Annotated in this window: 13 protein-coding genes; 8 read left to right on the top strand and 5 right to left on the bottom strand. The window is 62.2% G+C overall.

Annotated features, from left to right (window positions below):
* Positions 1-434: 434 nt before the first annotated feature.
* From CN311_RS21810 to CN311_RS21790, 5 genes are all read left to right on the top strand, one after another.
* A complete protein-coding gene (locus CN311_RS21810; RefSeq protein WP_097575774.1) occupies positions 435-1,967 on the top strand; it encodes an acyl-CoA carboxylase subunit beta in 1,533 nt (510 codons plus the stop codon).
* Between the two features lie 67 nt (positions 1,968-2,034).
* Entirely contained in the window at positions 2,035-2,613 is a 579-nt protein-coding gene (locus CN311_RS21805) for a CatB-related O-acetyltransferase (RefSeq protein WP_097575773.1), read from the top strand.
* A gap of 112 nt (positions 2,614-2,725) precedes the next feature.
* Positions 2,726-3,892 (top strand): FIST N-terminal domain-containing protein, encoded by a 1,167-nt coding sequence (locus CN311_RS21800; protein ID WP_425351089.1) that lies wholly within the window; start codon positions 2,726-2,728, stop codon positions 3,890-3,892.
* 10 nt (positions 3,893-3,902) lie between these two features.
* Entirely contained in the window at positions 3,903-5,243 is a 1,341-nt protein-coding gene (locus CN311_RS21795) for a hybrid sensor histidine kinase/response regulator (RefSeq protein WP_097575772.1), read from the top strand.
* Positions 5,244-5,385: 142 nt separating this feature from the next.
* Positions 5,386-5,781, top strand: a complete 396-nt coding sequence (locus tag CN311_RS21790) for a DUF4279 domain-containing protein (RefSeq protein ID WP_097575771.1) — start codon at positions 5,386-5,388, stop codon at positions 5,779-5,781.
* On the opposite strand, the gene CN311_RS21785 is transcribed toward CN311_RS21790, so the two are convergent.
* Positions 5,782-6,465, bottom strand: coding sequence for a response regulator (locus CN311_RS21785; RefSeq protein ID WP_097575770.1), 684 nt, complete (start codon positions 6,463-6,465; stop codon positions 5,782-5,784).
* 191 nt (positions 6,466-6,656) lie between these two features.
* Here CN311_RS21785 and maiA point away from each other — a divergent pair, with 191 nt between their 5' ends.
* Positions 6,657-7,307 carry a maleylacetoacetate isomerase gene (gene maiA, locus CN311_RS21780; RefSeq protein WP_097575769.1) on the top strand — a complete coding sequence of 217 codons (651 nt, stop codon included), beginning with the start codon at positions 6,657-6,659 and terminating at the stop codon, positions 7,305-7,307.
* A 44-nt stretch (positions 7,308-7,351) separates the two neighbouring features.
* Positions 7,352-8,392, top strand: coding sequence for a zinc-dependent alcohol dehydrogenase family protein (locus CN311_RS21775; protein WP_097575768.1), 1,041 nt, complete (start codon positions 7,352-7,354; stop codon positions 8,390-8,392).
* Positions 8,393-8,487: 95 nt separating this feature from the next.
* On the opposite strand, the gene CN311_RS21770 is transcribed toward CN311_RS21775, so the two are convergent.
* Positions 8,488-9,381: a DMT family transporter gene (locus CN311_RS21770; protein WP_097575767.1), complete on the bottom strand. Its 894-nt coding sequence runs from the start codon at positions 9,379-9,381 to the stop codon at positions 8,488-8,490.
* Positions 9,382-9,488: 107 nt separating this feature from the next.
* Between CN311_RS21770 and CN311_RS21765 the strand changes: the two genes are divergently transcribed.
* Positions 9,489-10,898, top strand: a complete 1,410-nt coding sequence (locus CN311_RS21765; RefSeq protein ID WP_097575766.1) for an aminotransferase-like domain-containing protein — start codon at positions 9,489-9,491, stop codon at positions 10,896-10,898.
* A 21-nt stretch (positions 10,899-10,919) separates the two neighbouring features.
* Here the strand turns inward: CN311_RS21765 and CN311_RS21760 are convergent, their stop codons facing one another.
* The 3 genes from CN311_RS21760 to CN311_RS21750 all read right to left on the bottom strand — a co-directional run.
* Complete coding sequence (locus CN311_RS21760) at positions 10,920-11,417, bottom strand: MaoC family dehydratase (protein WP_097575765.1); 498 nt, start codon at positions 11,415-11,417, stop codon at positions 10,920-10,922.
* 164 nt (positions 11,418-11,581) lie between these two features.
* Positions 11,582-12,010 carry a phasin family protein gene (locus CN311_RS21755; RefSeq protein WP_097575764.1) on the bottom strand — a complete coding sequence of 143 codons (429 nt, stop codon included), beginning with the start codon at positions 12,008-12,010 and terminating at the stop codon, positions 11,582-11,584.
* Between the two features lie 114 nt (positions 12,011-12,124).
* On the bottom strand, positions 12,125-12,810 hold a 686-nt coding region (locus CN311_RS21750; protein ID WP_115504266.1), incomplete at its 5' end, for a DUF445 family protein.

Raw genomic sequence — 12,810 nt, 5'->3', positions numbered from 1 at the left:
GTCGAGGTGGTGTTACCGGCAAAGGTGTTTTCGTTGGTCAAAATAGTCTTCTTTCACGCGGCTCCTGGCCGCAAACATCGATGGCGGCAAGGCGCAACCTGCCGTCGAAAAAATTGATATGAAACGACAAGGCGGGCGGACGTAAACGTCCACTCGATTGCGCTGTCGTGCCCGCAGGCATCATGCCACGGGGCTTTTTCGCCACCTTGCCGATCAACGGGAAAGAGGGAAAACAGACGCAACCAGTCTCATTCGTCGAGAAGGCCGGATCTTGCCCGGCCCAAGCGCCTATGCCGCTGCATATGGCCTAGTTCGCCGCGCAATGCAAGGGGCGTCATGTTGCAGTGCAATAAATCGATGGCAAAAGCGGCGCTTGCGCTCCCTTGCCGGCATGATTACCACGAAACGCAGCTTTCCGTTTTGGGGATCGACCGATGAAGGACGTGCTGAAGGAACTCGAGCGCCGCCGCGACATGGCGCGCATGGGCGGTGGCCAGGTCCGCATCGACGCCCAGCACAAAAAGGGAAAGCTGACAGCCCGCGAGCGCATCGACGTCTTTCTCGACGAGGGCTCGTTCGAGGAGTTCGACATGTATGTCGAGCACCGCTCGACCGACTTCGGCATGGAAAAGACCAAGATCGCCGGCGACGGCGTCGTCACCGGCTGGGGCACCGTCAACGGCCGGCCGGTCTACGTCTTCGCCAAGGATTTTACCGTATTCGGCGGCTCGCTGTCGGAGGCGCACGCGGAAAAGGTAGTCAAGGTGCAGGAGATGGCGCTGCGCAACCGCGCGCCGATCGTCGGCCTCTACGACGCCGGCGGCGCGCGCATCCAGGAGGGTGTGGCGGCGCTCGGCGGCTATGCCGAGATCTTCCAGCGCAATGTTCTGGCCTCCGGCGTGATCCCGCAGATCTCGGTGATCATGGGTCCCTGCGCCGGCGGCGACGTCTATTCGCCGGCCATGACCGACTTCATCTTCATGGTGCGCGACACCTCCTACATGTTCGTCACCGGACCGGACGTGGTGAAGACCGTCACCAACGAGACGGTGACCGCTGAGAGCCTGGGCGGCGCCTCCGTCCATACGACGAAATCCTCGATCGCCGACGGCGCCTACGACAATGACGTCGAGGCGCTGTTGCAGATGCGCCGGCTGGTCGATCTGTTGCCTGCTTCCAACACGGCCGAGATTCCCGAGATCGAATGCTACCAGTCGGTCACCGATCACGATCTGTCGCTCGACCGCCTGATCCCCGACAACGCCAACAAGCCCTACGACATCAAGGAATTGATCCTCAAGATTGCCGACGAGGGCGACTTCTTCGAGATCCAGCAGAGCTTCGCCAAGAACATCGTGACCGGTTTTGGCCGTGTCGAGGGCCGCACGGTCGGCTTCGTCGCCAACCAGCCGATGGTGCTGGCCGGCGTTCTCGATTCGGATGCCAGTCGCAAGGCGGCGCGTTTCGTGCGCTTCTGCGACTGTTTCTCGATTCCGATCGTCACCTTCGTCGACGTTCCGGGCTTCCTGCCCGGCACGGCGCAGGAATATGGCGGGCTGATCAAGCACGGCGCCAAGCTGTTGTTCGCCTATGCGGAGGCGACCGTGCCGAAGATCACCGTCATCACCCGGAAAGCCTATGGCGGCGCCTATGACGTGATGGCCTCGAAACATCTGCGCGGCGACATGAATTATGCCTGGCCAACAGCGCAGATCGCGGTGATGGGCGCCAGGGGCGCGGTCGAGATCATCTATCGCAAGGATATCGGCGACGCGGAAAAGATAGCTGCACATACAAAGGCTTACGAGGACCGCTTCCTGTCGCCGTTCGTCGCCGCCGAGCGCGGCTATGTCGACGAGGTGATCATGCCGCATTCGACCCGCCGCCGCATTGCCCGTGCGCTCAGGATGCTGCGCAACAAGGACATGCAGAACCCCTGGAAGAAGCACGACAACATCCCGCTGTGAGGCGGCGTTCCGCGCGGGCACACTTCCCTGGGTTGCGGGATTCCCGGCGTGTCTTTAGATTTCGCCAATGGCGCTCAAGAAGCTTCGCATTTGGCTAGGGTTGAAACAGCATCCAGATGCGATCCCAAGACATGCAAAGATCGGGCGCGAAAGCTATGGCGTCAACGGCAGAACGTTCCTCAACTGCACCGCAGAAAGTCCCGTCGAGATCGGCGCATTCTGCTCCATTGGTCCGGGCGTACTTTTCATCTGCCAGGCAAGTCATCCAACCAGTACGGCTTCGACTTTCCCCCTTCAGTCGCGGATTTTCAGGCAGAAAAGAAATCTGGAGTATCTGGTGTCAAAAGGCCCGATCGTCATCGGCAACGATGTCTGGATAGGCGCCAGGACCATCGTCGTGTCGGGCGTGACAATCGGCCATGGAGCTATCGTTGCCGCGGGCAGCGTCGTGACGAAAGATGTTGCGCCTTACACGCTGGTAGGCGGGAACCCGGCCAAGACGATCAGGCGACGGTTCTCCGACGACACGATCTCCACTCTGCTCGAAATCCAATGGTGGAACTGGCCTGTAGACCGCTTGAAAGCGGAGCGCTCAGCTTTCGATCTGACGGCCGATGAATTCGCGCAGCGCTACAGGTTGTCCTAGAGCCATTGCAAAAGCGCGACTTGAAGACAACAATGGTTTCGACGCCCCCGCGCAAGGCCAACAAAGAGTCGCGAACAACAGAGAGCGTCGGAGGAAACCACAGGAGGAGCCGCTGGCCAGTTCACGGACGCGCTATGCATGCGGCCTGTCGGCGCTTACCACCGACGAACCCGACACGGATGCCTTCGCCCGTGCGGTGGCACTGGAAGCCGCCGCAATCGATGCCGGCTTCGCCCTGCTCTTCTTCTCGCAAAGCCTTGTCGAGGCGACCACCCTGACGGATGCGCTGAAGACCCATGCGCCGACGCTGCGCTATGCCGGCTGCTCGACCGCAGGCGAGATCACGCCGCAGGGTCTGGAGGACGGCCATATACTGGCGATGCTGCTTCCCTCCGCATCATTCTCGGCGGCCAGCACCATGGTCGAAAATCTGTCCTCGTCGGGCATGGACAAGATCACCGGCGAAGTCGAGATGCTCAGGCGTTCGCTGCGCGGGAGCAGGCCCGAGCGGGCCAAAAGCACCTTCGCGCTCTGCTTCATCGACGGCCTGTCCTACGCCGAGGAAGCGGTGACCTCGGCCATCCATTGGGGCCTCGACGACATTCCGCTGATTGGCGGGTCGGCGGGCGATGATCTCAAATTCGAGACGACGCGGCTGATCTCGAACGGCAAAGTCGCCTCCGACAGCGCCATCATTGTGCTGATCGCCACCGAAATTCCTTTCCACGTCTTCAAGACCGACAATTTCGTTCCCACGGACGAGAAGCTGGTGGTGACGGCGTCCGACCCGGATCATCGCATCGTGCGCGAATTCAACGCAATCAATGCGGCCGAGGAATATGCCGCTTCGGTCGGCATCGTCGCGCAGACTCTGACGCCGCTGAGTTTCGCCTCGCATCCGGTGGTGGTGAAGGTGGGCGGCGAATATTACTGCCGCTCGATCCAGAAGATGCATCCGGACGGTTCATTGTCGTTCTTCTGCGCCATCGATGATGGCGTCGTCCTTTCCATCGCCCAGCCCAAGGATATGGTGGAGGCAACGCGTTCCGCCTTGAGGGACGTCGAGAACAGGTTGGGCGGCATCGACGTGATCCTTGGTTTCGACTGTGTGCTGCGCCGGCTCGACGCCCGCAACCGGCAGGTCTTTCGCGACATTTCGGAACTCTACCGGGTCAACAATGTCATCGGCTTCGGCACCTATGGCGAACAATACCGGTCGATGCATCTGAACCAGACTTTTACCGGCATCGCCTTCGGCGAACGCCAGGCGGCGGAATAGGACATCTTCCATGCCGCTCAGGGACATCACCGACCTGGAGAAATTGAAGAAGATCAACGCCGCCCTGGTCAGCCGCGTCGAGCGGTCGATGGACCAGCAGGGCAACGCCTTCTCGCTCTTCCAGACCGCGATTTCCCTCGAGAATCGAGTGCGCACGCGTACCGACGAACTGCACTCGACACTGCGTAGATTGGAACAATCCAACATCGATCTCAGTGCCGCCAAGGAAAATGCCGAGCTGGCGAACCTGTCCAAGACCAGGTTCCTGGCGGCCGCCAGCCACGACGTGCTGCAGCCACTGAATGCCGCGCATCTGTCCGTCTCGGCGCTCGCCGAGGTGCAGACCTCCGACGAGGGCAGGAAACTGGTGCGGCAGGTCGAGCGGTCGCTGGAGACGATGGAGGACCTGCTGCGCACCCTGCTCGACATTTCCAAGCTTGATGCCGGCGTCGTGCGGCCCGACATCGGCGACGTCAGTCTGGAAACGCTGTTTTCGTCGCTGCGCTCGGATTTCCTGCCCGTCGCCGAGATGAAGGGGCTGACGCTGAAGTTCCGGCCGGTCAATGCGGTCGTGCGTTCGGACCGCACCTTGCTGCGCCGCGTCCTGCAGAACATCCTGTCCAACGCGCTGCACTACACACGCTCCGGCGGCGTGCTGGTCGGCACCAGGCATCGCGGCGACACCATCCGCATCGATGTCGCCGATACCGGCTGCGGCATTCCCGACGAGCAGCGCGAGGCCGTGTTCGAGGAATTCCACCGCGGCACGATCCCGTCCGATGCCGGGCTTGCCGGCGGCGGGCTGGGGCTGGGCCTGGCCATCGTGCGCCGCATCGCGGCCGCGCTCGGCCATCCCGTGACGTTTTCCTCGAAGGTCGGCCACGGCACGATCTTCCACATCGACGTTCCGGTCGGCATCGGCGCCACGGCCGACGCCATCGCCAACATGGTCGACATGGAGCGGCCACGCGGCTACGGCCTGTTCGGCACAAAGGTGCTCCTGGTCGAGAACGACGCCGAGGTGTTGCAGGCGATGACGTCCCTGCTCGAACGCTGGCAATGTCTGGTGCGCGCCGCCACCTCGACCGGCGAAGCGCTCGACATGCTTGGCGACACGGACTGGGTGCCGGACATCATCATTGCCGACCAGCATCTCGACGCTGGCGATCTAGGCACCGCCACGATCGCCGAAGTTCGCGACTATCTCAGCCGCGCCGTGCCGGCGCTGATCGTCACAGCCGACGGTTCGGAAGCCATTGCGAAAGCCGCCCGCGCGGCCGGCATCGAGCTGATGCGCAAGCCGCTGAAACCGGCGCAGCTACGCGCGCTGCTGGCGCACCTCTTGGCTTGATCCCCCAAAAGGCACAGGCAGAAGGCGCGAGCGCCAGGAAAAATGGCGCGCTGTCGCCGTATTCCATTGGCGTATAGAAGAAGTCGCCGAGGTGAGCCCAACGACGGGGATCTAAGGCCGATGTAGCTGCGCCGGAGTGAAGATGACAAGGATCACAGCGTTTCTATCCGTGACGTCAAAGACGCTAGCCCCACACGAGATATCTGACCTCCTGGAAATTGACGCCGATAAGGAAGTTGTGAAAGGCAGTCAGAGGACACCTGCCAAGGCGTGGCCTAAGAGTCATGGCTGGAATATCAGCTGCAGATTCGAAGAGTACGTGGACCTCGATATCGCTATTCGCGAGCTGGCTTTGCGGCTCGGCGAAAAAATAGAAAATTTGTTCCGGCTACGCCATCACGAGCATCTGAATAAGATATCCGTGAAGATTGCAATTGCCCCGGAAAACGAGCATGTCCCCTTGTTTCTGTCCGATGAGACGATTGCCTTTCTAGGCAAAATTGGGGCTTCACTCGATATTGAATATTTTCCTGAATAGTCAAAACCCAGCCTGGTCCCGAAACAGCTCCGCATTGTCCAACTTCGACACCTCGATCACAGCCTGCGTGCGGCTATAAACATTGAGCTTGCGCAGGATCTCCGAGACATGCGCCTTGACCGTGGTCTCGCCAACCTGCAGCTCATAGGCGATCTGCTTGTTGAGCAGGCCCTGGCGCAGCATCTGCAACACCCTGAGTTGCTGCGGCGTCAGCTTGGCGAGACGCTGCACCATCTCGGCGCGGTCGGCGCTGTCGGCGTCCGGCGGCTGGCCTTCATAGGTTTCAGGCACATAGATCGCGCCTTCCATCACCGAGCGGATGGCGGCGGCCAGGTCGCTCTTGCGCGCCGATTTCGGAATGAAACCGGCAGCACCATAGGACAGCGCCTCGGAGATGATCCTGGGCTCCTCATAGCCCGAGACGATGACCACCGGCAGGCGCGGATAACGGGTCCTGAGCTGCAGCAGCCCTTCGAAACCATGCACGTCGGGCATGCTGAGGTCGAGCAAGGCCAGATCGAAGGGCTTGGCATCCGCCAGAAGCTCAAGCGCCTCGGCGATGGTGCGCGCCTCCACCGTGTCGACCTCCGGATAGGCCATCTGCACGGCGCTGTGCAGCGCCTCGCGAAACAGCGGATGGTCGTCGATGATCAGAAACCGGGCGCGATCGTTGACTGCGGTCATGGGGCTCGTTTCGGTTCGGTCTGGTCGACCTGTTCTGGCGCAGGATAATCCTGCGACCATGGTCAGATTATTGCCAAATAGTACATCGCCTTCCATGGTGAAGGGCGGAGATGGCAATTTCCGAACGGCCATGCCTTGCCCGGTCGTCCAAATCGGCCGAATGTGCCGCCAGCAATCGAAGCCCTGACCTGATGAGCGACATCGTCCTTCACAACTACTACCGCTCCTCCACCTCCTACCGGGTGCGGATCGCATTGGAGATGAAGGGCCTGACCTACGAGTACGTGCCGCATCACCTACGGCATGGCGAGCATCTGGAGCCCGCCTATATCTCGGTCAACCCGCAAGGGCTGGTCCCTGCGCTGATCCTGGGCGACGGCACGCTTTTAACCCAATCGCTGGCGATCATCGAATTCCTCGACGAAACCAGCCCCGAGCCGCCGCTGCTGCCGAAGGATGCGCTGGGTCGCGCGCGCGTCAGGATGCTGGCGCAGATGATCGCCTGCGACATCCATCCGGTGAACAATCTGCGTGTGCTGACCTCGCTTCGCACGCTGTTCGGCGCCGGTGACGAGGACGTTGTCAACTGGTTCCGGCACTGGGTGAACGAGGGTTTCCAGCCGCTTGAAAAGATTCTGGCTTCTTCGTCCGAGACGAGGATATTCTGCCATGGCGACACGCCGGGGCTGGCCGACATCTGCCTGGTCGCCCAGGTCACAAGCAACGCGCGTTTCGGCGTCGACTTGACGCCCTACCCGACGATTGCGCGCATCCACGCCGCCTGCATGGCGCTGCCGGCCTTCCAAAAGGCGGCGCCCGAGAACCAGATCGATGCCGAGTAACGGCGCAATCCAATTATGACGAGCATGACTATGAGGTATTGCCAATGAAAGCCGTCGTCTTCGAAAAATTCGGCGAGGCGCCGACTATCCAGACCGTTGCCGATCCGACTCCGGCGCCCGAGGGCGTCGTCATCAAGGTCGAGGCGACCGGGCTCTGCCGCAGCGACTGGCACGGCTGGATGGGCCACGACGACGGCATCCGCCTGCCGCATGTGCCGGGCCACGAGCTTGCTGGCGTCGTGGTGGCCTCCGGCTCAGGAGTGACCCGCTGGAAGGCCGGTGAGCGCGTCACCGTGCCGTTCGCCGTTGGCTGCGGCCGCTGCTTCGAATGCACGTCCGGCAACCATCAGGTCTGCGAGCACCAGTTCCAGCCCGGCTTCAGCGCCTGGGGTTCGTTCGCCGAATATGTCGCCATCGACCATGCCGACACCAACCTCGTGCGCCTGCCTGACGAGATGGAGTTCGCCACCGCCGCCAGTCTCGGCTGCCGCTTCGTCACCTCGTTCCGCGCAATCGTCGACCAGGGCCGGGTGACGCCGGGCGAATGGGTGGTCGTGCATGGCTGCGGCGGCGTCGGCCTGTCGGCGATCATGATCGCCAGCGCCATGGGCGCCAACGTGATTGCCATCGACCTGACTGACGAAAAGCTGGATTTCGCCAGCAAGATCGGTGCCGTGGCGACGATCAATGCCGCGAAAACGCCGAATGTGGTCAAGGCGGTCAAGCAGATCACCAATGGCGGCGCGCATATGTCGATGGACGCGCTCGGCCATCCCACCACCTCGTTCAACTCGATCGCCAATCTGCGCCGGCGCGGTCGGCACGTACAGGTCGGGCTGATGCTCGGCGATCACGCCAGGCCGCAGATACCGATGGACAAGGTGATCGCCTTCGAGCTCGAAATCCGCGGCAGCCACGGCATGCAGGCCTACCGCTACCAGGCGATGATGGAGATGATCCGCACCGGCAAGCTCAAGCCCGAACTTTTGGTCGGCAAGCGGATCAGCCTCGAGGAGGCGCCGGCCGCGCTGATGGCGATGGGCGGTTTCGAGGGCATCGGCATCGGTGTGGTGACGAAGTTCTAATGCATGTCGCGCAAACGCGCGCAGCGGTTTTGCGATAACGGCATGCATAAAAACAAGAACCTAAAGCGCATGGCGCGCTTTAGCGAACGGCGCAGTCACTGCGCGGCCACCTGTTGCGGCACAGCCTGCTTGGCGAACCTCTTGGCGCCAACGACGCAAAGCACCACGGCGACCGTGACGGCGATCATCACGGAACTGACCTGCTCATGCAGCAGCGTTGCCGCCAGCGCGAGGCCGAAGAAGGGCTGGAGAAGCTGCAACTGCCCCACGGCGGCAATGCCACCCAGCGCCAGCCCGCGATACCAGAACACGAAACCGATCAGCATGCTGAACAGCGAGACATAGGCAAGGCCGATCCAGGCGTTGATGCCGACGCCGCCAAACGACGCCGGCTTGGTCATCAGCGTCAATGTGAGCATCACCGGCAGCGACAGCGCCAGCGCCCAGCAGATCACCTGCCAGCCACCGAGCCGGCGCGACAGTGCGGCTCCTTCGGCATAGCCAAGACCGCATGCGATGATGGCGGCAAGCATCAAACTGTCGCCCAGCGGCGAGGCCGATACGCCCTGCGCCAGCGCAAAGCCGGCGACGAGGGCGCTGCCAAGGCACGAAAACAGCCAGAAAGCCGGCCTTGGGCGATCACCGCCGCGAATGACGCCAAAGATCGCGGTCGCCAGCGGCAACAGGCCGACGAAGATGATGGAGTGAGCCGAGGTGACGTGTTTGAGCGCCAGCGCGGTGAGCAAGGGGAAGCCGACCACGACGCCGAGCGCCACGATGACCAGGGAAAACAGGTCATCACGCCGCGGACGCTCGGCGCGCAAAACGATGAGCAGCAAAAGGCCGAGGATACCGGCTATCGCGGCGCGGGCCGCGGTCAAGAAGATCGGGTCGAAATCCATCACTGCCACGCGTGTAGCCGGAAGCGAGCCGCTGAAAATCAGCACGCCAACGAATCCGCTCACCCAGCCGCTCGCCGTCTTGTCCATTAAACGCTCCCGATGTTCTCGCTCTCTATCGGGCCAAGACATGTGGCACCACCAGAGACAATGCAGTACAATTCCAAGAAACTGTTATGGTCTAGTGAGCAGTACAGATGGATGAACTGACGGCGGAAAGCCAAGGCAACGGGACGCTTGTCGAAAGCGTCATGGCAACGATCAGGCACAGGATCGCCGCACGGATCCTGACACCGGGAGCACGGTTGCCGTCGATCCGCGCCTTTGCCAGGACCATGCAGGTCTCCAAATCCACCGTGGTCGACGCCTACGAGCGTCTTGCCGCCGAGGGGGATATCCGTTCGCGGCCGGGTTCGGGTTATTATGCCGCCGGACCAATTGCGCCTTTGTCATTGGCCGAGATCGGCCCCCGGCTCGACCGGGCCGTCGACCCGCTCTGGGTTTCGCGCCAGTCGCTGGACGCGGGCGAGGACGTGCTGAAGCCAGGTTGCGGCTGGCTGCCGGCCTCGTGGATGCCGGAGACTGGCCTGCGCCGGGCGCTACGGACACTGGCGCGAGCCGACAATGTCTCCCTGACTGATTATGGCACCCCACTCGGATTGCCGGCGTTGCGTCACCTGCTCTCGCGGCGCATGGCCGGGCACGGCATCGAGGCCTCTCCCGACCAGATCATGCTGACGGAATCGGGAACGCAGGCCATCGATCTGCTTTGTCGCTTCCTTATCGAACCTGGTGACCCGGTACTGGTCGACGACCCCTGCTACTTCAACTTCCACGCGCTCTTGCGCGCGCACAGGGCCAAGGTCGTCAGCGTCCCCTACACCCCGTCGGGACCGGATATCGCAGAGTTCGCGCAGGCGCTGGCCGAGCACCGGCCGCGCCTCTACATCACCAATTCCGCCCTGCACAATCCAACAGGCGCCATTCTGTCGCCGGTCACCGCGCACCGCTTGCTCAAGCTCGCCGACCAGTCGGACCTGACCATCATCGAAGACGATATCTTTGCCGATTTCGAGCACACATCCGCCCCCAGGCTGGCGGCGTTCGACGGCCTCAATCGGGTCATTCATATCGGCAGCTTCTCAAAGACGCTCTCAGCCTCGATACGCTGCGGTTTCATCGCCGCGCCGCGGCGCTGGGTGGAGGGTTTGACCGATCTCAAGATCGCCACAACCTTTGGCGGCGGGCGACTGGCGGCCGAACTGGTGCTGACGTTGCTCAGGGACGGTCTCTATCGCAAGCATATGGATTTGTTGCGGGCGCGGCTGTCGCGCGCGATGGTCGACACGAGCGCCCGCCTGAGAGCCATCGGCATCACCCCATGGATAGACCAGCCGGCAGGCATGTTCCTGTGGTGCAGCCTGCCGGAGGGCATGGATGCCGCCGATATCGCCCGCCGCGCCCTGTCCGCCAATATCGTTCTGGCGCCCGGCAATGCGTTCAGCCTGTCACGATCGGCAAGCCGCTTCATGCGCTTCAACGCGGCGCAAACGGGCGATGAGCGGATTTTCAGAGTGCTTGAAGAGGCGATGGCGCGTCGTGACTGACGGCCCGGGCCTGGTGCTGCCTCACGCCCCTGCCCGCCTCCGTCGCTCATACAGCATGACCAGCGTTTCGGCCGTCAGCGCCGGCTTCTGCTCGCCTTCGATTTCGACTGTGTTGGCCGCCTTCATCAGGTACTGGCCAGGTCCCCTGTCTTCCATCGACAGGAGCGTCGTGCGCAGCCTGATGCGTGCGCCGACCCGGACAGGCGACAGGAAACGCACTCTGTCGAAGCCGTAATTGAAGGCGGCTTGCGTGTTTTCCGGCACGATGCCCATGTCGAGCGCCAGCGCGCCGATGATCGACAGCGTCAGATAGCCATGCGCGATGGTGGTGCGGAACGGGCTTTGCCGCCTTGCCCGTTCCGGATCGACATGGATCCACTGGTGGTCGCCCGTGCATTCGGCAAACTGGTCGATGCGATTCTGGTCGACCGTCGTCCAGTCGGACACGCCAAGTTCCTGCCCGGCCATGGCCCTGAGCTGCTCATAGGTCGGCGGCGTCCTCGGCCGTGTTTGCGTCATTCCTGCTTTCCCGATCGCTGGCCTGCCTCCGGACCACGAACCGGCCGCCCCTGTCAATTCGCTCTGTGCGATTCCGTTCCGCCTGTTCGGCCCGAATCGCCCTGCTCCACGAACCGGAAGCGGTTTGCCCAGCCAGGAGAACCGGCTCGACCGACAGCGGCCGATTACTTCTTCTCGTAGCCGGCGCGGATCTCCGCCATCGCCTCCTTGATGCGATCGCGCAGGATCTCAACCGATTCGGCGCCGGACTTCTTGACCAGCTCGGCGACCTCGCCGGCATTCTTCAGCGCGGTTTCGAAGGATTTCCTGGCGAACTCCGTCTGTTTCGTCATCAACTCCTGCGGATTGCCCGGCGCCCTGTAACTCTGCGCCATGTCGGTGACCTCGCGCAGCGTGTCCTGCAGCATCTCGCGCTGCCTGGACATAAGCGACTGCGCTCCGGCGGCACTGGCCCTGGCCGACTTTTCCAGGGCTTCGAGGTTCTTGCGGTGATGGCTGAGGATCGCCTCGACATCGACGTTCGGCAACTTCAGGTCGCGGCCGAACCTGCCGAACATATCCATGAAGGAGTCGGAATCGGGTTGCTTTGCCATGATGGTTCTCTCCCCTGTTGCCGCGAATGCGGCACCCGAAGAAGAGAATAGAGCACCGGAGCTTCGCGGTCCATTCGGACGGGCAATGAACGTTTCAGAGCCGTACGCGGCGCCTCAGTTGACGAGAAACAGCAGCTCGGCCGTATAGAGCACGACACCGGCAAGGCCGCCGATGACCATGCCGTTGAAGCGGATATATTGCAGGTCCCTGCCGATGTTCATCTCGATCAGCCTGGTGAGTTGGGCAAGATCCCAGCGCTTGACCTGGTCGGCGATGAATTTCGACACGCCGCTCTTCTGGCTTTCGACGAAAGAGGACAGTGCCACGACAAAGCCCTGGTTCATGTCGGCCCTGATCTGCGGATCGCCGGCAAGATGGCGGCCAACCTCGACAAACATGTTGGCCAGATGAGCACGGATCATGGAGTTCGGCGCCTTGGCATCCTGCTCGATGAACAGGCGCAGGCTTTCCCACATGTCGCCGGCCAGCGCCTTGAGTTCCGGCCGGGCGAGGAAATCGCGCTTCAATTTCTCGGCCCGCCTGGCATATTGCCTGGATGTCCTCAGCCGCTCGATGAAGCTTTCCACGAAGCGGTCGAATTCGGCGCGCATCGGGTGATCGGGATCGGCCCTGACCTCGTCGAGCAGCGATCCGGCTGAGGCGACGATCTTCTTCAGGAGATAGGCATCGGCGCGAAACAGGTTGAACAGCGACGGCAATTCCTCGCGGATCTTCTCGCGCATCGTCGCCAACGCCTCTTCATCGCTCAGGAACCGGCCGACGACCTTGGTGAATTCGT

Origin of the sequence: Mesorhizobium sanjuanii, assembly GCF_002529485.1 — a bacterium.
GTDB classification, from domain to species: Bacteria; Pseudomonadota; Alphaproteobacteria; order Rhizobiales; family Rhizobiaceae; genus Mesorhizobium; species Mesorhizobium sanjuanii.
Note: the sequence above shows the minus strand (reverse complement) of the source record. Positions and strands in the feature narration are given on the sequence as shown.

What these genes read in the sequence shown, in the direction of transcription:
- CN311_RS21810 (WP_097575774.1), top strand. Translation starts at nt 435, where the DNA reads ATGAAGGACGTGCTGAAGGAACTCGAGCGCCGCCGCGACATGGCGCGC.
- CN311_RS21805 (WP_097575773.1), top strand. Translation starts at nt 2,035, where the DNA reads ATGGCGCTCAAGAAGCTTCGCATTTGGCTAGGGTTGAAACAGCATCCA.
- CN311_RS21795 (WP_097575772.1), top strand. Translation starts at nt 3,903, where the DNA reads ATGCCGCTCAGGGACATCACCGACCTGGAGAAATTGAAGAAGATCAAC.
- CN311_RS21790 (WP_097575771.1), top strand. Translation starts at nt 5,386, where the DNA reads ATGACAAGGATCACAGCGTTTCTATCCGTGACGTCAAAGACGCTAGCC.
- CN311_RS21785 (WP_097575770.1), bottom strand. Translation starts at nt 6,465, where the DNA reads ATGACCGCAGTCAACGATCGCGCCCGGTTTCTGATCATCGACGACCAT.
- maiA (WP_097575769.1), top strand. Translation starts at nt 6,657, where the DNA reads ATGAGCGACATCGTCCTTCACAACTACTACCGCTCCTCCACCTCCTAC.
- CN311_RS21775 (WP_097575768.1), top strand. Translation starts at nt 7,352, where the DNA reads ATGAAAGCCGTCGTCTTCGAAAAATTCGGCGAGGCGCCGACTATCCAG.
- CN311_RS21770 (WP_097575767.1), bottom strand. Translation starts at nt 9,381, where the DNA reads ATGGACAAGACGGCGAGCGGCTGGGTGAGCGGATTCGTTGGCGTGCTG.
- CN311_RS21765 (WP_097575766.1), top strand. Translation starts at nt 9,489, where the DNA reads ATGGATGAACTGACGGCGGAAAGCCAAGGCAACGGGACGCTTGTCGAA.
- CN311_RS21760 (WP_097575765.1), bottom strand. Translation starts at nt 11,417, where the DNA reads ATGACGCAAACACGGCCGAGGACGCCGCCGACCTATGAGCAGCTCAGG.
- CN311_RS21755 (WP_097575764.1), bottom strand. Translation starts at nt 12,010, where the DNA reads ATGGCAAAGCAACCCGATTCCGACTCCTTCATGGATATGTTCGGCAGG.